This window comes from Arsukibacterium sp., assembly GCF_036735525.1.
In the GTDB taxonomy this organism is placed as follows: domain Bacteria; phylum Pseudomonadota; class Gammaproteobacteria; order Enterobacterales; family Alteromonadaceae; genus Alishewanella.
Window position 1 is genome coordinate 1 of sequence record NZ_DAINOE010000011.1, and the last position, 20,430, is coordinate 20,430.

16 protein-coding genes and 2 tRNA genes are annotated in these 20,430 nt (G+C 49.9%); 9 read left to right on the forward strand and 9 right to left on the reverse strand.

Annotated features, from left to right (window positions below):
• The first annotated feature begins 520 nt into the window (after positions 1–520).
• The gene (locus V7D78_RS03610; protein WP_333607063.1) at positions 521–943 is read left to right on the forward strand and encodes a hypothetical protein; all 423 of its coding nucleotides are present in this window, start codon (positions 521–523) and stop codon (positions 941–943) included.
• Positions 944–1,209: 266 nt separating this feature from the next.
• On the opposite strand, the gene leuD is transcribed toward V7D78_RS03610, so the two are convergent.
• From leuD to leuA, 4 genes are read right to left on the reverse strand one after another with little or no spacing between them, the layout of a single operon-like run.
• A complete protein-coding gene (gene leuD / locus V7D78_RS03615) occupies positions 1,210–1,812 on the reverse strand; it encodes a 3-isopropylmalate dehydratase small subunit (protein WP_333607064.1) in 603 nt (200 codons plus the stop codon).
• Entirely contained in the window at positions 1,809–3,242 is a 1,434-nt protein-coding gene (gene leuC / locus V7D78_RS03620; RefSeq protein ID WP_333607065.1) for a 3-isopropylmalate dehydratase large subunit, read from the reverse strand. Before leuC ends, leuD begins: the two co-directional genes overlap by 4 nt.
• Positions 3,242–4,321 (reverse strand): 3-isopropylmalate dehydrogenase, encoded by a 1,080-nt coding sequence (gene leuB / locus V7D78_RS03625; protein WP_333607066.1) that lies wholly within the window; start codon positions 4,319–4,321, stop codon positions 3,242–3,244. Before leuB ends, leuC begins: the two co-directional genes overlap by 1 nt.
• A complete protein-coding gene (gene leuA / locus V7D78_RS03630; protein ID WP_333607067.1) occupies positions 4,318–5,898 on the reverse strand; it encodes a 2-isopropylmalate synthase in 1,581 nt (526 codons plus the stop codon). The genes leuB and leuA overlap by 4 nt, the downstream gene beginning before the upstream one ends.
• 381 nt (positions 5,899–6,279) lie before the next feature.
• On the opposite strand from leuA, the gene V7D78_RS03635 reads away from it, so the two are divergent.
• The 4 genes from V7D78_RS03635 to V7D78_RS03650 all read left to right on the forward strand — a co-directional run bounded on the left by V7D78_RS03635 (position 6,280) and on the right by V7D78_RS03650 (position 8,498).
• Entirely contained in the window at positions 6,280–7,611 is a 1,332-nt protein-coding gene (locus V7D78_RS03635; protein ID WP_333607068.1) for a hypothetical protein, read from the forward strand.
• A gap of 96 nt (positions 7,612–7,707) precedes the next feature.
• Entirely contained in the window at positions 7,708–8,217 is a 510-nt protein-coding gene (locus V7D78_RS03640) for a TIGR00645 family protein (RefSeq protein ID WP_333607069.1), read from the forward strand.
• An 83-nt stretch (positions 8,218–8,300) separates the two neighbouring features.
• Positions 8,301–8,387 (forward strand) — tRNA-Leu (locus V7D78_RS03645).
• Positions 8,388–8,422: 35 nt separating this feature from the next.
• A tRNA-Gly gene (locus tag V7D78_RS03650) sits at positions 8,423–8,498 on the forward strand.
• A 139-nt stretch (positions 8,499–8,637) separates the two neighbouring features.
• Here the strand turns inward: V7D78_RS03650 and V7D78_RS03655 are convergent.
• Positions 8,638–9,540 carry a LysR family transcriptional regulator gene (locus V7D78_RS03655; RefSeq protein WP_333607070.1) on the reverse strand — a complete coding sequence of 301 codons (903 nt, stop codon included), beginning with the start codon at positions 9,538–9,540 and terminating at the stop codon, positions 8,638–8,640.
• Positions 9,541–9,638: 98 nt separating this feature from the next.
• Between V7D78_RS03655 and V7D78_RS03660 the strand changes: the two genes are divergently transcribed.
• Complete coding sequence (locus V7D78_RS03660; protein WP_333607071.1) at positions 9,639–11,612, forward strand: alkyl/aryl-sulfatase; 1,974 nt, start codon at positions 9,639–9,641, stop codon at positions 11,610–11,612.
• A 159-nt stretch (positions 11,613–11,771) separates the two neighbouring features.
• Here the strand turns inward: V7D78_RS03660 and V7D78_RS03665 are convergent, their stop codons facing one another.
• Positions 11,772–13,109, reverse strand: a complete 1,338-nt coding sequence (locus V7D78_RS03665) for a hypothetical protein (RefSeq protein WP_333607072.1) — start codon at positions 13,107–13,109, stop codon at positions 11,772–11,774.
• Between the two features lie 359 nt (positions 13,110–13,468).
• Between V7D78_RS03665 and V7D78_RS03670 the strand changes: the two genes are divergently transcribed.
• Complete coding sequence (locus V7D78_RS03670; protein ID WP_333607073.1) at positions 13,469–15,466, forward strand: alpha/beta hydrolase family protein; 1,998 nt, start codon at positions 13,469–13,471, stop codon at positions 15,464–15,466.
• 3 nt (positions 15,467–15,469) lie between these two features.
• On the opposite strand, the gene V7D78_RS03675 is transcribed toward V7D78_RS03670, so the two are convergent.
• From V7D78_RS03675 to V7D78_RS03685, 3 genes are read right to left on the reverse strand one after another with little or no spacing between them, the layout of a single operon-like run.
• A complete protein-coding gene (locus V7D78_RS03675) occupies positions 15,470–16,474 on the reverse strand; it encodes a cytochrome d ubiquinol oxidase subunit II (RefSeq protein WP_333607074.1) in 1,005 nt (334 codons plus the stop codon).
• Positions 16,471–17,841, reverse strand: coding sequence for a cytochrome ubiquinol oxidase subunit I (locus V7D78_RS03680; RefSeq protein WP_333607075.1), 1,371 nt, complete (start codon positions 17,839–17,841; stop codon positions 16,471–16,473). The genes V7D78_RS03675 and V7D78_RS03680 overlap by 4 nt, the downstream gene beginning before the upstream one ends.
• Before the next feature lie 45 nt (positions 17,842–17,886).
• The gene (locus tag V7D78_RS03685) at positions 17,887–18,450 is read right to left on the reverse strand and encodes a GbsR/MarR family transcriptional regulator (protein ID WP_333607076.1); all 564 of its coding nucleotides are present in this window, start codon (positions 18,448–18,450) and stop codon (positions 17,887–17,889) included.
• Positions 18,451–18,672: 222 nt separating this feature from the next.
• Between V7D78_RS03685 and umuD the strand changes: the two genes are divergently transcribed.
• Both umuD and umuC read left to right on the forward strand, forming a co-directional pair.
• Positions 18,673–19,104, forward strand: coding sequence for a translesion error-prone DNA polymerase V autoproteolytic subunit (gene umuD / locus V7D78_RS03690; RefSeq protein ID WP_333607077.1), 432 nt, complete (start codon positions 18,673–18,675; stop codon positions 19,102–19,104).
• A gap of 16 nt (positions 19,105–19,120) precedes the next feature.
• Positions 19,121–20,407 (forward strand): translesion error-prone DNA polymerase V subunit UmuC, encoded by a 1,287-nt coding sequence (gene umuC / locus V7D78_RS03695; protein ID WP_333607078.1) that lies wholly within the window; start codon positions 19,121–19,123, stop codon positions 20,405–20,407.
• Positions 20,408–20,430 lie beyond the last annotated feature (23 nt).

The following is a 20,430-nucleotide window of genomic DNA, read 5'->3' on the forward strand; positions in this document are numbered from 1 at the left end:
GTCGGGCATGACACGTAACTAGAGAGGTGAAAGTCCTCTTGCCAGGTGTTCGCAGGCGGATGGCGGCCCCAGCCGAAGGCTAAGAGAAGGGCAAGGGCGTTGTCGCGTGGCAGGGACTCCGGAGCGCCGGCCGGCCGCAAGCGCCTCCCTATCCCGATTACATTTTTGGTTGAGACTGAGCGAAATGAATTACATTAAAAGTGGGTTGTTTGTTTTTACTTTTACGGTTGCTCCTTTTCTGATGTGGTATTTGTTACAGACAACACACGCTTAAAACAACGCGGCCTATGGCCGCTTGCTTCTCAACAAGTTGCTCGCCGTTTAGGCTCGTTGAGGCTGTAGAAAAACCTCGGAGCTAAAACACTAACGTACGCTATGTTAAAAGTTTTTGTTGTTCAATGGTGAAGCCTATCCAGATTTCTCGTAGCGATGCGTTATTAAGGTGTATTTTGGCTAATTTTTATATTGAATTTTAAGTTGAGGGCTTTTCTACACCCTCGTTATATTTTGGGAGAGCTTAATGAAGCGTCTATTATTAGCTTTAGCGTGCTTTTCACTTGCGGCATGCCAGTCAACACCTGCCGTTTACAACCCATCTGGTATAGCTACTAATGAGCTTGCTGAGCTTTCAACAAAGTCAGTAGGGTTCTTTGAAAATGAAGTTCAGGCCATGATTGTTGGTGTATATGACCTCGATGGAAAACAACTAATCGGATATACATCACCATTTTCGACAGATAGGTGGAAAACCGTCTATTTAGATTCTGGTGTATACACCATAGTAGCGATCTGTATGTTAGGAAACAGTTACGCTCATCCAAGAGCTGTGGTACCTATTGATGCAGAGGCAAAATACACTTATAGCTGTTTAACTGAATATAAAAAGAATTTTTTGGGTTTAGAGCAACCGGATAAATCAACGTTGGTGTTTGAAAAAATATAACATGCAAATTTTATCGCTAGCAAAAAGCGCTGGCTGCGAGCTCAACCCGCTGCACGGCTTCCGCGCTAAATTTGGGCGTTAAGGCTCAATTCGCTCAAAGCAAACAGTAATGGCTTCTCAATTTAAACCTGCGCATACAGATTACAACCACGAGGATGTCATGGTTTCTATTCGCGCTTTAATGCCTTTGAGCATGACAAGCGTGTAGTTGAGGTATTAATAGGGGCGCCCAATCCAGGTGACGTGGGCGCCCAACAAGCGAGACCTTATCCCAACCAGGGTTGGCTGGCTTTACGGCTTTGTTCGTAGTCGGTAATTTGCGCGGTTAGCTGCTCACTGGAGCCGATAAAATCCAGCCCGGATAACAGCCGTTGTTTAATGTCGGCATCGATTTTAAAGCCCAACGCCGCATTATTACCGAACATAATTTCCTGACTGGCTAAGTCAATCTGCCACTGCTGTGGCCCTTGCTGACAACGGTTAAACAGTAAATCGATATTGGTTTTACTTAACTGAATTAATAACATGCCGTTATTAACGCTGTTATTAAAGAAAATATCAGCAAAGCTTTCGGCGATAATCACATTAAAACCATATTGCTTTATAGCCCAGGGCGCATGTTCGCGGCTAGAGCCGCAGCCAAAATTGGCGCGGGTCAGCAAAATACTGGCTCCCTGATACTCAGGCTTATTGATCACAAAATCCGGATTAGGGCTGCCGTCGGCTAAATAGCGCCAGTCAAAAAACATCGCCTCGGCAAAACCATCGCGACTAACACTGGTTAAAAACTGCTTCGGGATAATTTGATCGGTATCGACGTTATTTTTATCTAACGGGCACACCAGGCCCTGTGCAAAAACTTTACTCATGGCAGCTCTCCCGTGCCGCTCGCTGCGGCAATACTTGTAGTAGCAATATTGACAAACTTACCGGCGATTGCCGCTGCGGCGGCCATGGCCGGGCTCACCAAATGAGTGCGGGCACCGCGGCCCTGCCGGCCTTCAAAGTTACGGTTACTGGTGGAAGCACAGCGCTGGCCGGCTGCAACTCTGTCATCGTTCATGCCCAGGCACATACTGCAGCCCGGCTCACGCCACTCAAAACCGGCGTCTTTAAAAATAGCGGCCAGGCCTTCGGCTTCTGCCTGACGCTTTACTACACCTGAGCCCGGCACCACTAAAGCGCGCACGCCGGCGGCGACTTTTTTGCCCTGTACTACAGTAGCGGCAGCGCGTAAGTCTTCAATGCGGCTATTGGTGCAACTGCCAATAAATACCACATCGACCTGGCAATCGGTTAACCTTTGGCCGGCAGCTAACCCCATATAGGCCAGTGCCCGCTCGGCGGCATCGCGTTTCGTGGCATCGCTGAAACTGTCGGGCGCTGGTATTGGTTGATCAACCGCAATCACCTGCTCAGGGTTGGTGCCCCAGGTAATTTGCGGGCTAATGCTGCTGGCATCAATGTTGACGACTTTATCAAATTGCGCATCGGCATCCGAATACAGGCTTTGCCAGTAAGCGACGGCGGCATCCCAATGCTGTGCTCCAGGCGCATGGGCTTTGCCTTTGATGTAGTCAAAGGTGGTGCTATCCGGCGCAATCAGCCCGGCTTTGGCGCCCATTTCAATGCTCATATTGCACAGTGTCATGCGCCCTTCCATGCTCATGGCGGCGATAGCACTGCCGGTAAACTCGGCGACATAGCCATTACCGCCAGCAGTGCCTAACTGGCCAATTACCGCTAAAATCACGTCTTTTGGCGTAACATGGGCGCTTAATTCGCCATTAATCTCGATTTTTAACGTTTTTGCCTGCTGCTGTGGCAAGGTTTGGGTGGCCAGCACATGCTCCACTTCTGAGGTGCCAATACCAAAGGCCAGCGCGCCAAAGGCACCGTGGGTAGAGGTATGTGAATCGCCACAAACGATAATCATGCCGGGCTGGGTTAAGCCTTGCTCCGGGCCAATCACATGCACTATGCCCTGATCCGGGTGGGTTAAATCCAGCAACGGGATCTGGTTAGCGGCACAGTTTGCTGCCAGTGCTTCCAGCTGCTTGCGTGACGTGTCACCGGCAGCATCCAGACTACGGCGCTGAGTGGAGACGTTGTGATCCATAGTCGCAAAGGTCAGATCAGGGCGACGCACGCTGCGCTTGGCCAGTTGCAGCCCGGAAAAGGCCTGTGGCGAGGTTACCTCGTGGATTAAATGCTGATCGACATATAATAAGTCGGTGCTGGCATTTAACTGACCAACAACATGGCTGTGATAGATTTTCTGGTATAAGGTCTGGCCCATTACACGGCCTCCTGTTGCGAAATAGTGGCAAGAATAGCCGCCGCGACTGCGGCTGTGCCATAGGTAGATTTACTGTCAATGTCACGGGTAACAATATGCTGCTCTAAGCAGTGCTGTACCGCTTGCTCAATGGCACTGGCGGCGGCTTCTTCGCCAAAACTGTAACGCAGCATTAAGGCCGCGCTTAAAATTTGCGCTATGGGGTTGGCAATGCCCTGGCCAGCAATATCCGGGGCGCTGCCACCGGCCGGTTCATACAAACCAAAGCCACTGCCGTTTAAGCTGGCCGAGGGTAATAAGCCCAGCGAGCCGGCGATAGCGGCAATTTCGTCAGATAAAATGTCGCCAAATAAGTTATCGCATAACAGCACATCAAATTGCTGCGGGCTGCGGATCAGCTGCATAGCGGCATTGTCGATATACATATGCTCCAGTGTCACCTCCGGGTAGTCTTTGGCAACCCGCTCTACTGTTTCACGCCATAAAATACTGGTTTGCAGCACATTGGCTTTATCTATAGAGGTCACTTTGTTGCTGCGTTTTTGCGCTGCAGCAAAGGCGACCCGGGCAATACGTTCAATTTCCCGCACACTGTAGCGCTGGGTATCAAAGGCATCGTGCTCGCTGCGGCCTTTTTCACCAAAGTAAATGCCACCGGTCAGCTCGCGTACGCACAGCACATCCATGCCAAGGCTGCTGACGCGCGGGTGCAGCGGTGATAGCTCGGCAAAAGCCGGGTAAATCTGGCCGGGGCGTAAATTGCAAAACAAATCAAAGGTTTTGCGCAGTGGCAATAAAGAGCCGCGCTCCGGCTGTTGCTCAGGCGGCAAGCCGTTCCACTTAGGGCCACCCACTGAGCCAAATAAAATGGCATCACTGTCGTGGCACAGTTGCAGTGTCGCCTCAGGCAAAGGCTGGCCGGTAGCATCAATAGCGGCGCCGCCTACCAAGGCTTCGGTCAGGGTTAAACCAAACTGGTATTTGTCGGCAACCAGCTGTAATACTTTGATGGCCTGCTGCATTACTTCCGGGCCAATGCCATCGCCCGCTAAGACGGCGACCTTATAATCTTTGTTCATTTTTCACCTGCATTTAATGTTGCGTCATTCATTCGGGCTTGTTTATGGGCGTCAATGCGCTGGGCGCGCTGGATCATGTTTAACACATGCACATAGGCCAGCACTGAGCTGCGCACTATGTCGGTTGCCAGCCCGGCGCCATGAAAGCGGCGGCCTTCGTGCTCGGCAATAATATCTACCTGGCCCAACGCGTCTTCGCCACTGCCTTTGGCCTGTAAGTTAAAATCGACCATATTAATGCGTAGTTTGCTGATGCGGGCGATGGCACTAAAGGCGGCTTCTACCGGGCCATTACCAGTGGCGGCTTCGGTAAAAACTTGATCGCCACAGCGCACACCAACAGTGGCGCTGGCCACATGGCCGGTATGGGTGGAGGAGCTTAAAAACTCCAGTGCATAGTAATCATCCTGGTCCTGCATGTTTTCGAAAAACACCAGCGCTTCTAAGTCGTAGTCAAATACCCGGCCTTTTTGATCGGCCAGCGCCACAAAGCTTTTGTATACTGCTTCTAAATCGTAATCTTCAGCGGTGTAGCCCAGTTCGGCCAGGCGGTGCTGAATAACATGGCGGCCAGAGCGTGAGGTTAAATTCAGCTCGTTCTGGCGAATACCCACCTGCTCCGGGGCGATAATCTCGTAAGTGTTTTGCGCTTTTAGTACGCCATCCTGATGAATGCCGGAGCTATGCGCAAAGGCGTTTTCACCGACAATGGCTTTGTTTGGCTGAATAGGCATATTGCAAATCTGGCTGACCAGATGCGAGCTGCGGTAAATCTCTGTGGTTTTAATATCGGTATACAGCGGCGCTAAAATATCCTTGCGGGTATTGATAATCATTGCCACTTCTTCCAACGAGCAGTTACCGGCGCGCTCACCAATACCATTTACTGTACATTCAATTTGCCGGGCGCCAGCCTGAATAGCACTGATGCTGTTGGCCACCGCTAAGCCTAAATCGTTATGGCAGTGCACACTTAACCGGGCTTTATCGATGTTCGGCACTTTATTACGCAAGGTGCTGATAATGGCCGCAAATTCATTGGGGATGGTGTAGCCCACGGTATCGGGAATATTAATGGTGGTAGCGCCAGCATGAATGGCGCGCTCAATAATCCAGCACAAATCATCAATAGGGGTGCGCCCGGCATCTTCGCAGGAAAACTCGATATCATCGGTATAGCGGCTGGCCAGCTTAATCGCCGCCACGGCTTGTTCCGTGGCCTGGGCCAGGGTTTTGCGTAACTTATATTGTAAATGCAGTGGCGAGGTGGCAATAAAGGTATGAATACGGCGCCGCTCGGCCTGCTTTAACGCTTCGCCGCAGGCTTCGATATCGGCGCTGACGGCCCGTGCCAGGCCGCAGATCACCGGCCCTGTTACTTCGCGGGCGATACGTTGCACCGAATCAAAATCGCCGGGGCTGGATACCGGAAAGCCTACTTCCATCACATCGACATTTAAGCGGGCTATCGCATGCGCCAGCTGGATTTTTTGCTTTTGACTTAAACTGGCCCGCAAGGCCTGCTCGCCGTCACGCAAGGTGGTGTCGAAAATCCAGATTTTGTTATCAGCACTCATTGCCTGTTCCTTTTACTTTGGGTTTGCCACTCGTGTTACATGCCAGGTCATAGAAAACAAAAAACCCCGGCCTTGGGCACGGGGTTGTTGGTTTATCAGTAGCGTTACATCTTTACCAATAAGCAAAACCCCGCGCAGCGCGAAGGAGCACGAGGAGGCTTAAAGTGATAACGTTACGGTTAAAATTCATTTATTGCTCTGATTAAGTCAGTGGTTTCGCAAAACAGTATTAGTAATAACATGGTTATTTTTTATCTGCAACAGTATAGATGGCTAAATGGATAAAAAAAGCGGCAAAGCAGACCAGCGCCGCTTGTGTTAGCCCCGGCAGATGGTTAGATTGAGCAAGATAACGCTTATTTGTGATAAGGCCTTCCCCCCATGTTCCAACCTATAACTGTTTTGAAAAGCTGGTCGCTGCTGTTGCTGTGCAGCCTGTTTATGCAAGGTTGTAAACCTGCACCTGAACCCGTTTCCTCGACACCAGCAACAGCTGAAGTACAGCTGGAGCAGTTAGCAGCCGATTACGTCAAGCTGGTGCTGGCACTGGGCCAGCATGATGCCGATTACGTCGATGCCTATTATGGCCCGCCACTGTGGGCTGAGCAGGCAGCAGCCTCTGAGCTAAGCGCGGCAGAGATTGCTAATCAGGCGTTGCAGTTACGCGAAGCCTGGCTGAGTGCGCCGGTAGAGGATAACCCCATGTATACCTTGCGCCGCCATGCGCTGGATCGGCAACTGGTGGCGTTAGCGGCTCATGCCACAGCCTTAGCCAGTGGCCAACGCAGCAGCTTTGAGCAACAAAGCCGCGATTTATATGACACTGTGCCGCCAGAGCATGAGTTTGCCGAATTTGATGCGCTGTTGCAGCAGCTGCAGCAATTAGTGCCGGGTGAGGGCAACCTGACTGAGCGGGTACAGGCGTACCGCCAGCAGTTTGTGATCCCGGCTGACAAGCTGGATCAGGTTTTTGTGCGGGCCATCGCCGAATGCCGCCAGCGCACCTTAAAGCATATCAGTTTGCCGGCAGGCGAAAATTTTGAGCTGGAGTATGTGCAGGATAAGCCCTGGAGTGGTTACAACTGGTATAAAGGCAAAGCGTTCAGCCTGATCCAGATTAACAGCGAGCGGCCGATTGATATTTCCCGGGCAGTAGATTTGGGCTGCCATGAAGGCTATCCGGGCCACCATACCTATAATGCGCTGCTGGAACAGAATCTAGTTGAGCAGCAAGGCTGGGTAGAATTTAGTGTCTATCCGCTGTTCAGCCCGCAATCGCTGATCGCTGAAGGTACCGCTAACTACGGTATTGAGATGGCATTTCCGGGCGATGAAAAATGGCAGTTTGAGCGCGATGTGTTATATCCGCTGGCGGGCTTAAACCCGGCGCGCGCGCAAGAGTACCATCAATTTTTGCAATTGCTTGGCAAGCTTAGCTATGCCGGCAATGAAGTGGCCCGACAGTATCTTAACCAGCAAATAGATGCCGAACAGGCCGTGCAACTGCTGATGCAATACAGCCTGAACAGTGAAGCCGAAGCACGGCAGCGGCTGCGGTTTTTTGATAAATACGGCGCTTACGTCATTAACTACAACTGGGGTAAAGACTTAGTCAAAGCTTATGTGGAGCAGGCCGATACCGACGCCATGCGCTGGCAGCGTTTTATTCGCTTAATTTCTACGCCACAGGTGCCTTCGTCACTCAGTTGGTAATGGCGCTTGGTAAAAAATAACCGCCAGTCTGCCTTGAAGCGGCGGCTGGCGGCCACATATCGGCATCTAATCAGGTAAATATTGTAAAGAGACTATATGGAACATCGTTTTGAACGGCTGATGTACGCTACCCGCTGGATTATGGCCCCGATTTATTTAGGGTTAAGCCTGTGTTTGTTGGCCTTGGGAATCAAGTTTTTTCAGGAAGTGCTGCATATTCTGCCGATTATTTTCAGCATGAAAGAAGTCGATTTAATTTTGGTGGTATTAAGCCTGATAGATATTGCCCTGGTGGGCGGTTTGATCGTGATGGTGATGTTTTCAGGCTATGAAAACTTTGTGTCGCGGCTGGATCTGCACGGCAACGAGGACAAATTGGGCTGGCTGGGCAAGATGGATTCCAATTCATTAAAAAATAAGGTGGCGGCGGCCATAGTCGCCATTTCATCTATTCACCTGTTAAAGGTGTTTATGAATGCTGAGTCTATCTCTAATGATAAAATTATGTGGTACCTGCTTTTGCATATTACTTTTGTAATGTCGGCCTTTGCCATGGGCTTTTTAGACAAGTTATTGCGCGAAAAAGGGCCAGTCAGCAAACCTTAGTCACATAAAAGGCTTGCATATCTTGTCAGCCTTATTTATGATGCGCGCCGTTCTGCCAGCACTTTTAGCTGCAACACGACCTTGCCCGGGTGGTGAAATCGGTAGACACAAGGGATTTAAAATCCCTCGGGGGAAACCCCGTGCCGGTTCAAGTCCGGCCCCGGGCACCATTTAATGCTGACCAGCAGTATTAAATGTTATATATGCGAGTATAGCTCAGCTGGTAGAGCGCGACCTTGCCAAGGTCGAGGTCACGAGTTCGAACCTCGTTACTCGCTCCAAATTTCGCAAAAGCCGCTTTAAAAGCGGCTTTTTTGCATCTGCGATTCTCCTGCCAAGGGGGGACTGACGCTTTAGCATTATCATAAAACTGTTTTATCACTAATGTGACTAAACGCTTCAGTGGTGAAGGAACAATAGTTAGCTCACAGCTAGCTGTATTTTGAGTTTATTGATCACGCTGACAGCCGCGGGTGATAAGCTCCGCTGCGCCAAGGAAAATAAACCTAAAGTTGACTGCAAAGGCGGCTGATCGTTAATAGTTAACGGTATTAATTTGCCTTGCGCTAATTCTGTTGTTACGGCGCCATAAACCATGCCGAGGATAGTATCTGTTGTCTGCGCAACGGTTTTTAATAATCCTACATCATCACATTCGACGGCCACACTTAACTGTTGCTCTGAGACTAAACCTAACGCTGCCCCTAACTGGTTTCTCACCTCGGGTGGTAAGCGGATAGTGGCAAAGCCAAAAGGTAATAAATCTTGCATTTTCAGGCTGCGGTTAGCTAAGGGATGCTTGGGATGCACAAAAAATCCGGCCGCTAGGGTTGTTAAGGGGTGTAAATCAACGTCGGGATCTGGTTTAGAAAAGTGCTGGCAGTCTGCAATAAAAAACTCAAGCGCTTCAGCCTTCAATTGCGTCATTAACATCTGCCAATTATGTACTTCAATCTTTAATTGCAAATGCGGCGCCTGTTGGCGTAAGTCAATTACTAGATGTTGTAACAGCATGGCGGCTGGAAAGGGTCCCATCCCAAAAACCAATTGGCCTAATTCAGCACCTGCGTAACGCTTAACATCATGCACTAAGCCATGATAAGCAAATTGGATCGTTTTGGCGCGAGCTAACAAAAACTCTCCGGCCGGGGTGAGGCTCACTCCACCCGACTCTCGGTCAAATAACTGCAAATTGGTCGCTTGCTCTAACGCCAGAATGCTGCGGCTAAATGCAGGCTGACTTAAATGGACGCGGGCGGCGGCACGGCCAAAATGTCGCTCTTCCGCCAAAGCAATCAGATGTTGTAGGTGTTTTAAATTCACTTCATGCATCGCCTGCATCAGGAGTATGCAAATAATGCATTTGCTGCATTATTTGCTTTCGCATAGCTTAGCATAGTCTACTATAACTCGGGGTTAGCATGAGTTCATTTATTAGAAGTATCCTGGTGTGTTGCAGCCTGTGGTTGCTAGGATGCGATGCTCACAAAGCCATGCCACCGCGTGATGCGTCAACCGCAACTGCTGAGGCTAGTGCACAGTGGCAGCAACGCGATCTCACTATTGATAGTGCAACGCATGAAGCGTATCGCGGCCTGATTGCCGCGCCCAGCGGGAAAATCTATGGCCCTGAGGGTGAGGTGTTGGTTGATTTTAATGAATTTACGTTTATCAACGGCGCGGCACCCGCGTCAGTTAATCCCAGTTTATGGCGCCACGCCCGTTTAAATGCGCAAGCCGGCTTGTTTAAGGTAACTGAAGGCATCTACCAGCTGCGGGGCTTTGATCTTGCCAATATGACCCTTATTGTTGGCCAAAGCGGCTGGATAGTCGTCGATCCTTTAACCAGCAAAGAAACGGCTGCGGCAGCCTTAGCTTTTGCCAGGCAACACTTGGGTCCAGTACCGGTCACGGCTATTATTTTTACTCATTCTCATGTTGATCATTTTGGTGGCGCCTTGGGTATTGTGTCTTCGGCCGAGCTGGCAAGCCGTCCTATCCCCATCATTGCACCAGCCGGATTTCTAGAAGAAGCCACCAGTGAAAATATTTTGGTCGGCCCTATTATGAGTCGGCGTTCTATGTATCAGTTTGGCAAGAACCTGCCAGGCGGCCCGGATGGTTTTGTTGATAATGGCTTAGGTAAACGCGTGGCATATGGCACTATCGATATTCTGGCGCCAACACATTCGATTAGTCACACCCTTGAGCCGCTATCTCTAGACGGCATTGAGTTTATTTTTTATAACACACCCGGTGCGGAAGCGCCGGCTGAACTCACCTTTAGGATCCCACAATATCGGGCTTATGCTGGGGCGGAATTGCTTGGCCATACCATGCATAATTTGCTGCCGGTCAGGGGAGCAAAAGCCCGTGATGCCTTGCGCTGGGCGCAGTATCTGCAAGAGGCGCTCGAGCAATTATATGATACGGAGGTGTACTTTGGTCAACATCATTGGCCGGTATGGGGGCAGGAGCCGATCCGTGAATTTATTAGTAAGCAGCGGGATTTATATAAGTACCTGCATGACCAGACTATCCGCCTTGCTAATGCCGGCTACACACCATTGGATATTGCAGAGCAGATCCAGTTGCCGGCAAGTTTAGCCACCTACTTTGCTAACCGCGGTTACTATGGCGATATCCGGCATAATGTAAAAGCCATTTATCAGTTTTATCTTGGCGCCTATGATGGCAACCCGGCAAATCTTAATCCATTATCCCCCGTCGAAGCGGCCACACGCTATGTGGCCTTGATGGGCGGCAGTGCTAAGGTTTACGAAGCAGCAGAGCTCGCCTACGCGGCAGGGGAGTATCGTTGGGTGGCACAGCTGCTCAATCATGTTGTGTTCGCAGCGCCTGATTATTTGCCAGCAAAGCAGTTACTGGCACAAACCTATATGCAATTGGCTTATCAAGCGGAGGCTTCAACCTGGCGAAATAGTTATCTTACTGCCGCGCAGGAGTTGATCCAAGGTCCACCTACTGCCGGTGTCAAACGCCAACACCTTTTTGGCTTAATGCTCAGTACCCCTACTGAACGGTTTTTAGAGGCATTGGCAGCAAGTGTAAATGGCCCTAAGGCCGATGGCGCAGGGCTGATACTGCACCTGCACATTACGGATACGGCCGAATCCTTTGTCTTATGGTTAGAAAACGCGGTATTACATCACCGGCCCTTGCGTCCTGAAGTCACGCAGCCAGCGGCTGAGGTGAGTTTGCATATTACCAAGCCCTTGTTGTTACAGCTATTAACAGGTTCAGCTGGGATCAGTGATTTACTCCTGAATAAAAATGTACAACTCTCAGGTAATACACTGCAATTAGTGACGTTTTTCCGATTGCTGGACAAAGCCCCGGAGAATTTTCCAATTGTGACGCCGCGTACCCAGTAGGGCTACCCAAATGTATTATTCTGACCATTAAGAGGCTTTAGCTATGCATCTAGTCAGTCGTATCCGTATTGTCTTGAATCGTTTGGTATGCCAGTGGGATGAAGCGGCTGATGGTCGTGAGCGATAAAGGGCTGTTGCAGACCGGTAGACACAAGGGATTCAATCTACCTTAGGTGTTGAGCCTGACGATACGAGTAATTGACGTTGTAGTTGATAATGAAAAACCGGCGCATCAGCTGCACATTCTGCGGGCCCTGTTTTGTTACAAAGCGTGGTGCGGTTAAGGAGTAGAACACCTCGAGTATCGGGTTGAGGCGTAAAGCCGGCAATCACCTCGTGAAATTCTGCGCCATCGAGCAGCATACAATCTTGGCGCTGATCAGCTTGGCAAGGCGCTTGTGAGTAATGCACTGCTATTACCCGCGTGTCGCCAGCTACCGCAGGGATTAGATGCTCGGGATAGCTTAGCCCTGCTATGACACAACGCTTGCCAAGGCCAGGTGTGATCTTAGATAAAGACTTATCAATACGAGGCTCTCCCCCCGAGGCTAAGCAGCTACCCTCAAAGCTATTTTTATTACTGTGATTCTCATCTAAGGCTCTATTGGGCCCAAAAACCATTATGATTAAAAGCATCAAACTGGATAAGATGGTTAGTGGGTGCTTTTTTAGTCGTTTGTGAAGGAACCTCAATAGGTCGCCTAGTATTTTTGCGGTGACAGTCCTGAGGCTTGGTCTAAAGCGATACTGCGCGATCAGTTCAAAGTCGTCGATATCAGCAGTATAGTCAGGTAATACCACTGCAAACTGATCACGCAGAGTGATATGTGCATTACGGAAAATAAGATTAGGTGGCTCGGTGTCAGAAGATGACCAGAGTGTTTTAAAAACGACTAGGTTGCCAATTAATCCTTCAACATAGCGATGAAAGGGGTAAAGCATTATCGGTGTGTTAGGTAACTTTTGTGCTTGGTAAGTAAGGTACTCGTAAACCTCGATTCTGTTTATGTCGATTTCTTTATCGCTGACATGCATCGCCGTTATGTGGCTATCAACCGCAAATGCTTCTGCGTGGGTCAGTTGGCGAATTTCTTCTGTATAGCATCCAAAGCGTAGCAGCTTAAGCTCACCGCGTTCAGCCACGGCAACAAAATCACTTTCTTCATCATCGCTATATGAGGAAAGTACTTGAGTGTTAAACATTTGGCTAAGAAATATCGCCTCATGCAAGATTTCTCTGTAAATTTGAAAAGAGTCAAATTTATTGGGGTGTTCAGTTAAAAATGCTTCAAATTCTGGGCAAATAATATCGGGTATTTTGATAAGGCTATCATAATGCGCGCCGAGACTGGGTGGTGCGCCTTCAGGTGCGAAGGCATCAAGAAACCATGCGGCTTTATCTTTTACATGGTACAAACGCCAACTTGTTGTACTCATTTCCCGCAGCAAGCTTATCTCGGGTTTATCTTTAAAAACCGTTAGGCGTTGTCGCCACATGACGGTTACTCCAGTTTGCGGAATATTTCAGGCTAATTGGTTAAAAGTAGAGAGTTAGTCAGAATTCGTCAATCTGTCCACAGAGCAATTTTTGCTCTGTACTATCTTGGTTCGGCGCATCAGAATGGATATAAAATCCCTCGAGGGAAACCACGTGCCGGTTAAAGTGTTCGCCACATCCTTGTGACTCACTCGCCATTGGCGGGCCAGCTGAAGCTGTCAAATATTGCTCCCGGCAATATTTTCCGGCCTCAGCACCATAAAGCATTAACCCCAACCCTATACGGTAAATATTTTTGCCAGTTTGCATATTTTTTGCTACTTTGCTGCAGCAAAAATACCTCATTTGGATGACCGCCTTGAAGAACACTAGCCTGATGTTGTTTCCCCGCCCGACGTTGCTGTGTGCCCGCTTGCTATCTGGCTTAATGTTACTGGGAGCTGTTGTTTTTCCGGCGGCAGCAGCTGAGCCTGGCGCGGCGCCAATATCGGCCGTGGAGCTACCTGTGGCGGCGTTTGCCAGTGCGCCAACAGCCGAGTTGTTAAGCTTGTCGCCAGATGGCACTAAATTGTCGATGCTGCAAACCATCAATACGGAAAAAGAGCAGTTAGTGCTGGTCACCCTGGTAGATTTAGATACGGGTAAACGCAAATTTCTGGTTAAAGCCGACAGCCGTGATCTCAGTATTTATTCGTTGATTTGGGCCAACAATAGTCAGTTGCTGATGAAAGCGTCTTATGCGGCGCATCGCTTTGGGACTCCGGTAACTGAAACCCGGCTGGTGGTCATTGATGTTGAAACCGGCCAGAACCGTAATGCCATCCGGGGCCAGTTGCAGCGGCGCTTAGTGCGTACGCCGCAATTCCAGTCAAATATAGTGGCGTTGATGCCAGAGCAGGAGCACCACTTTTTACTGGCGTTAGATGGCTTGCAGACTGAAATGGGCGTCAGTGTCGTAAGGATGAGCCTGAACGGCGAGCTTAACGCTATAGTGGCGCATGGCCGCAAAAACCTGATTGACTGGGTGGCTGACCGCCAGCATCAGCCGCGGATCGCAATTTTCCGCGATAATGCCGAGTATCGCATTACGGAAAAAGCAGCAGATAGCAACCAGTTTCGTTTGTTATGGCAGTTTGAAGCCTTCTCTGAAGATGCCGTTTGGCCCATAGGCTTTGATGTAGATCCTAATATCTTGTACGTCTCAGCCTACCATGATGGCCGCCGTGCTATTTTTAAGGTTGACCTGAGCGCGCCGGAGCTGATGTTGGACCTGGTTCAGGCCGATGACGATTATGATGTGCCGGCATCGATTGGTTATTCGTGGCAGGATAATCAAATTATTAGCATTGGCCGGCACTATGTTGCGCCACGCTATCAGGCATTTCAGCGCGCGCTGGATGCTGCCCTGCCAGACAATAACAACCAGATCATCAGCATGAGTCATGACCAAAACCGCTATATAGTGCGTTCCAACAGTGTTACTGATGCAGGTTCCTATTTATTGGGCGACAGACAGGCGAAAAGCATGGAATACCTGTTGCCTAAGTACAGCCAGTTAGCCCCTGAATTGATGGTGCCGAAACAAAAAATACAGTATCAGGCCCGGGATGGCCTGACGATAGAAGGCTTTTTAAGCACCCCTAAAGGCTATACTGCCGGACCTATTCCAACCATTATTTTTCCGCACGGTGGGCCTATTTCCTTTGATGACGAGGGGTTTGATTACTGGACGCAGTTTTTTGCCAATCGAGGTTATGCTGTGTTGCAAATGAACTTCCGTGGCTCTTCCGGTTATGGTTTTAATTTTATGCAAATGGGCCTGCAGGGCTGGGGCTTGCAAATGCAGGATGATGTTGAAGATGGCACCCGATGGCTGATTGAGCAAGGTGTGGCTGATGCCTCGCGTATTTGTATTGTCGGTGCCAGCTACGGGGGCTATGCCGCCTTGATGGGTGCGGTGAAATCGCCTGAGCTGTATCAGTGTGTGGTCAGTTTTGCTGGTGTCACTGATGTGGAAGATCTGGTGAAATCGCATCGTCGTTATTCCAACTATGAGATCGTCAAAAAACAAATCGGTGACAATTTTCGGGAACTGCGCCAGCGCTCACCGCTAAGCCATGTGGAAACCCTATCAGTCCCGGTATTGCTTATCCACGGCGATAAAGACCGCTCTGTACCGGTAAAACAAAGTCGGGTACTTTACCGGGCGCTGCAACAGCAAAAACAACCGGTGCAGTATATAGAGTTAAAAGACGGTGACCATTATTTAAGTACTTACAGTCACCGGCTGGAAACCTTTGAAGCAATGGACCGCTTTTTAAAACAGTATCTGCGCCCTACAGCCAGTGCGGGTTAACGGCTAGTAATATTTCAGGCCGTCCGCCTTACCCCGAAAAGCGTAGTACGCCAGTGCGGTATAGGCGGCAATGACCGGTATCACCACCACAGCGCCAAAGAAAATAATCAGCAGGGATTCTCTGGAGCTGGCCGCCTCGTACAGGGTGAGCTGGTTTGGCACCACAAAGGGGTAAAAACTCAGGGCCAGGCCGACAAAACTGCTGATAAAGATCACCTTGCAGATAAAAAATGGCAGCCAGGCGCCTTTATCATCGACCAGAGGCAAACGCTTTAAGGCCTGATAGCCCAGCGCAAACATGGCAAAACATAACAGCGGTATAGCAGCAAATAAATAGGCCAGTGGCGGCTGTGTCCATACCTGATACACATTGGCATTGACCAGAGGGTTAATCGCACTGACTGCGAGAATACCGCTAAAGGTCCATACCCCGGCCAGCTTACATTGGCTTATCGCATGCAGTTGCAGCTCGCCATTAGTTTTGCCAATCAGCCAGGCATTACCAATTAAGGCATAGGCAGCGGTAACGCACAGCCCGCTAAAGCAGGCAAAAATAATACTGCCCAACGAGTATTGCAGCCCCATCACATAAATACCCAGCATAAAGCCCTGACTGAAGGTGGCCAGCAAGGAGCCAAATTTAAAGGTCCAATCCCACAGCAGTTTGCGCCGGGGTTTTACTTTGGCTCTGAAATCAAAGGCCACGCCACGTAAAATCAGGCCTATCAACAGCAGGGCCGCTGGCAGATACAAGGCATACAAAATAGCGCTATGCGCGGCCGGAAAAGCCACCAGCAGTAAGCCCACCGCCATCACCAGCCAGGTTTCGTTAGCATCCCAGAAAGGTCCTATTGACGCTATAGCCGTATCGCGCCATTGCTCGTTGTGCATTGGCAGGGTAATGCCGACACCTAAATCATAGCCATCTAAAATGGCATACAATAATAAGGATAAGGCGGTGAGAGCAGCAAAAATCAGCGCCAGTGTTTCTGCAGTCAGCCAGTTCATAGGTTAGCTCCGCTTGCTGTATTGGCCTGCTGCTCGGGTAGGCCGGGCAGGGTTAAATCGTATTCTTCTACTTCAATAGCACGCCGCGCCAGCCAGAACAGGGTTTTGATATAGGCGACCAGTAATACCAGATACAGCACTAAGTACAGGCTCAGTGTCAGGGCCACCTGCTCGCTGGCAATAGTGGTGACGGCATCGCGCGTTTTTAATACGCCATAAACCAGATAAGGCTGCCGGCCAATTTCGGTCACATACCAGCCAGCCAGAGTGGCAATCCAGCCTGAGAACGTCATGCCAATAAGGACCTTCGTTTGCAGCGGCGTTAAGTTGCCGTGGCGCAATAGCCGTATGCTGCTCCACCAGGCTACCAGCAGCATTAATATGCCAATGCCCACCATTACCCTGAAGCTGTAAAACACCGGCGCCACCGGCGGGTGCTGGCCGCTAAACTCATTTAACCCTTTAACTTCGCCATTAAGGTCATGCGTTAAAATTAAACTGGCCAGCTTAGGTATTTCCACAGAAAAACGGTTTTGCTGGTGTTGTGCATCGGGTATCGCAAAAAGTACCAGCGGCGCGCCTTGCTGGGTGTGCCAGATCCCTTCCATTGCCGCCACTTTTTGCGGCTGATGTTCCAGCGTATTTAAACCATGAAAATCGCCGACCAGGGCCTGAGTAGGCGCCAAAATAGCCGCGCTGAACAAGGCGGTTTTTAACGTCAGGCGTGGTGCTTTTTTGTTATCGCCACGCGACAGGCGATAAGCCGAAATGCCGGCCACCAGAAAGCTCACGGTCAGGGCAGATGCCAGCAGCATATGGGTAAAACGATAGGGAAAGGACGGGTTAAAAATGATCACCAGCCAGTCGGTGGCATAGGCGACACCGTCGCGCATTTCAAAGCCGGCCGGGGTTTGCATCCATGAATTGAGCACCAAAATCCAGAACGCCGATAGCGTGGTGCCGACAGCCACTAACAAGGTGGCCAACGTATGCAGCCAGCGTGGTACCTTATTAAAGCCAAACAGCATAATGCCAAGCATAGTGGCTTCGAGGAAAAAGGCCGTTAATATTTCATAGGCCAGCAGCGGGCCGGCAATATTGCCGACTTTTTCCATAAAACCTGGCCAGTTAGTACCAAATTGAAACGACATAGTAATGCCGCTGACCACGCCTAACGCGAAAGTCAGTGCAAATACCTTTACCCAAAAGCGATAGGCACGCATCCACACCGGGTGCTGGGATAAATCGAAGCGGATTTTAAAGTACACCAGTAACCAGCCCAGCGCTATGGTGATGGTGGGGAATAAGATATGAAAACTAATATTCGCGGCAAACTGGATGCGCGACAGGATCAGGGTATCTAACATAATAACCTCGCTACAACATCATTAAGGCTGTGGTGCCTGCCTGCGCTAGGCCTCTTTTGAGGTGTCCTTTTTGCCTAAAAATTTATCGGTAAATTCCAGTACTTTGCCCACGCCTGAGCCGAGCTTCATCAGCGTATTAAGTTTTTCCGGCGATAACGACTGCAGGCTTTGCGTCCACTCGGTAATGTTTTCCAGCAGATCATGGATTTCGGCAATACGGGTTTGGGCGTAGGCTTCATCGCTATTGGCAGCTTCGTCCATCATAATGTCGCGCAGCAGCGACAGCGTTGGGTCCATTTCGCGTTTACGGCGTTCTTCAAACACTTTATTGGCCATGTCCCAGATGCTGCCGCGGCAAAAGTAATACTCTTTGCGATCACCGGCTTTATGTTGCACCTGTACTAGCTGCCAGCTGCCCAGCTCTTTTAAGCCCATGCTGACATTGCCGCGGGAAATGCCTAATAGCTCGCCAATCTCGTTAGCACACAACGGCTGCTCGCTAATCACCAGCAGGGCATAGATTTGGCCCACGGTACGGTTAAAGCCCCAACGGCTACCCATTTCGCCAAAATGAAACACAAAAGATTCGATCATCGGTGTCATTTGCATTTTGCTTTCCTTATTGAACATTCAGAAATTTCTGAAACAATTGTACGACTGAATATTGATCTGGATCAAGCTTTTTGTTGGCGTGGTTTTAACCATGACACTGCCAGTTCTCATCAGCTACTGGCAACCAGGGCTGACACTACAACCGCTATGCTTGCCTGGCACAATTGCCAATGATGGCTTACCTGTTATACTGTATAAAAAACCAGTTAAGAGGCCGCTATGCTAGCAGTATTTATAGGTAACGCCGATGTCTGGCCAAGGCAGCGTGTGCCGTTTTACAGCGATCCGGTGAAAGCCGGCTTTCCTTCTCCGGCGCAGGATTACGTCGAGCGCACGCTGGATTTAAACGAGCTGTGTATTCGCCACCCCACGGCCACTTTTTTTGTGCGGGTAGAAGGCGACTCGATGATCGATGCCGGCATTTATGATGGCGATGTACTGGTGGTGGACCGGGCTATTGACGCTGAACATGGCGATATCGTGGTTGCCGCGCTGGGCAGTGAGTTTACGGTAAAGCAGCTTGCTACCCGACCGCAGTTGCAATTACTGCCACGTAACCCAGCCTACCAACCTATTTGCCTGCGAGAAGGTGACGAGCTGAATATATTTGGGGTCGTGACTAACGTGATCCGGCAAATGAAACGCAAATAATCTGAGTAAGCCGTTGATGAAAGAAAGCGTGTTTGCGCTGGTAGATTGCAATAACTTTTATGCCAGTTGTGAAAAACTGTTCCGGCCTGACTTAACGCATAGGCCTGTAGTGGTGCTGTCTAATAACGATGGCTGCGTAGTGGCGCGCTCCAAAGAAGCCAAACAGCTGGGCGTTAAAATGGGGGTGCCGCTGTTTCAGGTGCGCGAGCTCATGCAACAGCATGGTATAGTGGCGTTTTCATCTAACTATGCGCTTTATGCTGATATGTCGCAGCGGGTGATGAGCACCTTAGAAAGCCTGACGCCCCAGGTTGAAGTGTATTCTATTGATGAAGCCTTTGTTGATTTAAGCGGTGTGGCCCAGCTGCACAGTCTGACTGCCTTTGGTTTGTCGCTAAGGCAACATATTCAAAAATGGATAGGCATCACAGTGTGTGTGGGCATAGCGCCCAGTAAAACCCTGGCCAAACTGGCTAATCATGCCGCTAAAACCTGGCCGAAAACCGCGGGTGTCGTTGATTTAACCTGCGCCAGCCGCCAGCGCAAATTGTTGGCGCTGCTGCCGGTAGCCGAAGTGTGGGGCATTGGTAGCAAGCTGAGCAAACGCTTGCAGCAGCTGGGTATTCACACGGCATTACAACTGGCCGATGCTAACCCTAAGTTTATCCGCCAGCATTTTTCGGTGGTGGTAGAGCGCACGGTGCGCGAGCTAAATGGTGAGTCGTGTATTGCGCTGGAAGACATGGCCGCCACCAAACAACAAATTATCTCCAGCCGTTCCTTTGGCGAGCGTATTACCGATAAACAGCAAATGCGCGAGGCAATAAGCGAATATATTTGCCGCGCCTGCAGCAAACTCAGGCACGAGCAGCAGTATGCCAAACACCTGACGGTATTTTTGCGCACCAGCCCCTTTAGTGACAAAGACGCACCCTATAGCGCCAGTAAAAGTATGGCGCTTGATAGACCTTGTAATGATACCCGGATATTTTTAGCGAAAGCCATGCAGCTACTGGATGGGCTGTGGCTGGACGGTTACCGCTATGCCAAAGCCGGCGTTATGCTGGCTGATTTTTATGATCCGGGTGTTTATCAGCCCGGCTTGTTTGATGAACCTGCAGCGCACCCGGATAAGCAAGACAGCGATCAAAAATTGATGCAACTGATGGATAGCCTTAACGCTAAACACAGCAAAACCATCTGGTTTGCCAGCCAGGGCGCGAAACAGGAATGGGGTATGAAGCGCGAGCTGCTATCCCCTGCTTACACTACTAACTGGCAGCAGTTGCCTATCGTCAGATAGGCTGGAATGCGCTAACGAAAATG

Bases quoted from the DNA above. Each gene is read 5' to 3' on its own strand.
- V7D78_RS03660 (WP_333607071.1), top strand. From the start codon at position 9,639: ATGAGTTCATTTATTAGAAGTATCCTGGTGTGTTGCAGCCTGTGGTTG.
- V7D78_RS03640 (WP_333607069.1), top strand. From the start codon at position 7,708: ATGGAACATCGTTTTGAACGGCTGATGTACGCTACCCGCTGGATTATG.
- V7D78_RS03665 (WP_333607072.1), bottom strand. From the start codon at position 13,109: ATGTGGCGACAACGCCTAACGGTTTTTAAAGATAAACCCGAGATAAGC.
- V7D78_RS03675 (WP_333607074.1), bottom strand. From the start codon at position 16,474: ATGAACTGGCTGACTGCAGAAACACTGGCGCTGATTTTTGCTGCTCTC.
- V7D78_RS03680 (WP_333607075.1), bottom strand. From the start codon at position 17,841: ATGTTAGATACCCTGATCCTGTCGCGCATCCAGTTTGCCGCGAATATT.
- V7D78_RS03685 (WP_333607076.1), bottom strand. From the start codon at position 18,450: ATGCAAATGACACCGATGATCGAATCTTTTGTGTTTCATTTTGGCGAA.
- leuB (WP_333607066.1), bottom strand. From the start codon at position 4,321: ATGAACAAAGATTATAAGGTCGCCGTCTTAGCGGGCGATGGCATTGGC.
- V7D78_RS03610 (WP_333607063.1), top strand. From the start codon at position 521: ATGAAGCGTCTATTATTAGCTTTAGCGTGCTTTTCACTTGCGGCATGC.
- leuC (WP_333607065.1), bottom strand. From the start codon at position 3,242: ATGGGCCAGACCTTATACCAGAAAATCTATCACAGCCATGTTGTTGGT.
- V7D78_RS03635 (WP_333607068.1), top strand. From the start codon at position 6,280: ATGTTCCAACCTATAACTGTTTTGAAAAGCTGGTCGCTGCTGTTGCTG.
- leuA (WP_333607067.1), bottom strand. From the start codon at position 5,898: ATGAGTGCTGATAACAAAATCTGGATTTTCGACACCACCTTGCGTGAC.
- leuD (WP_333607064.1), bottom strand. From the start codon at position 1,812: ATGAGTAAAGTTTTTGCACAGGGCCTGGTGTGCCCGTTAGATAAAAAT.
- umuC (WP_333607078.1), top strand. From the start codon at position 19,121: ATGAAAGAAAGCGTGTTTGCGCTGGTAGATTGCAATAACTTTTATGCC.
- umuD (WP_333607077.1), top strand. From the start codon at position 18,673: ATGCTAGCAGTATTTATAGGTAACGCCGATGTCTGGCCAAGGCAGCGT.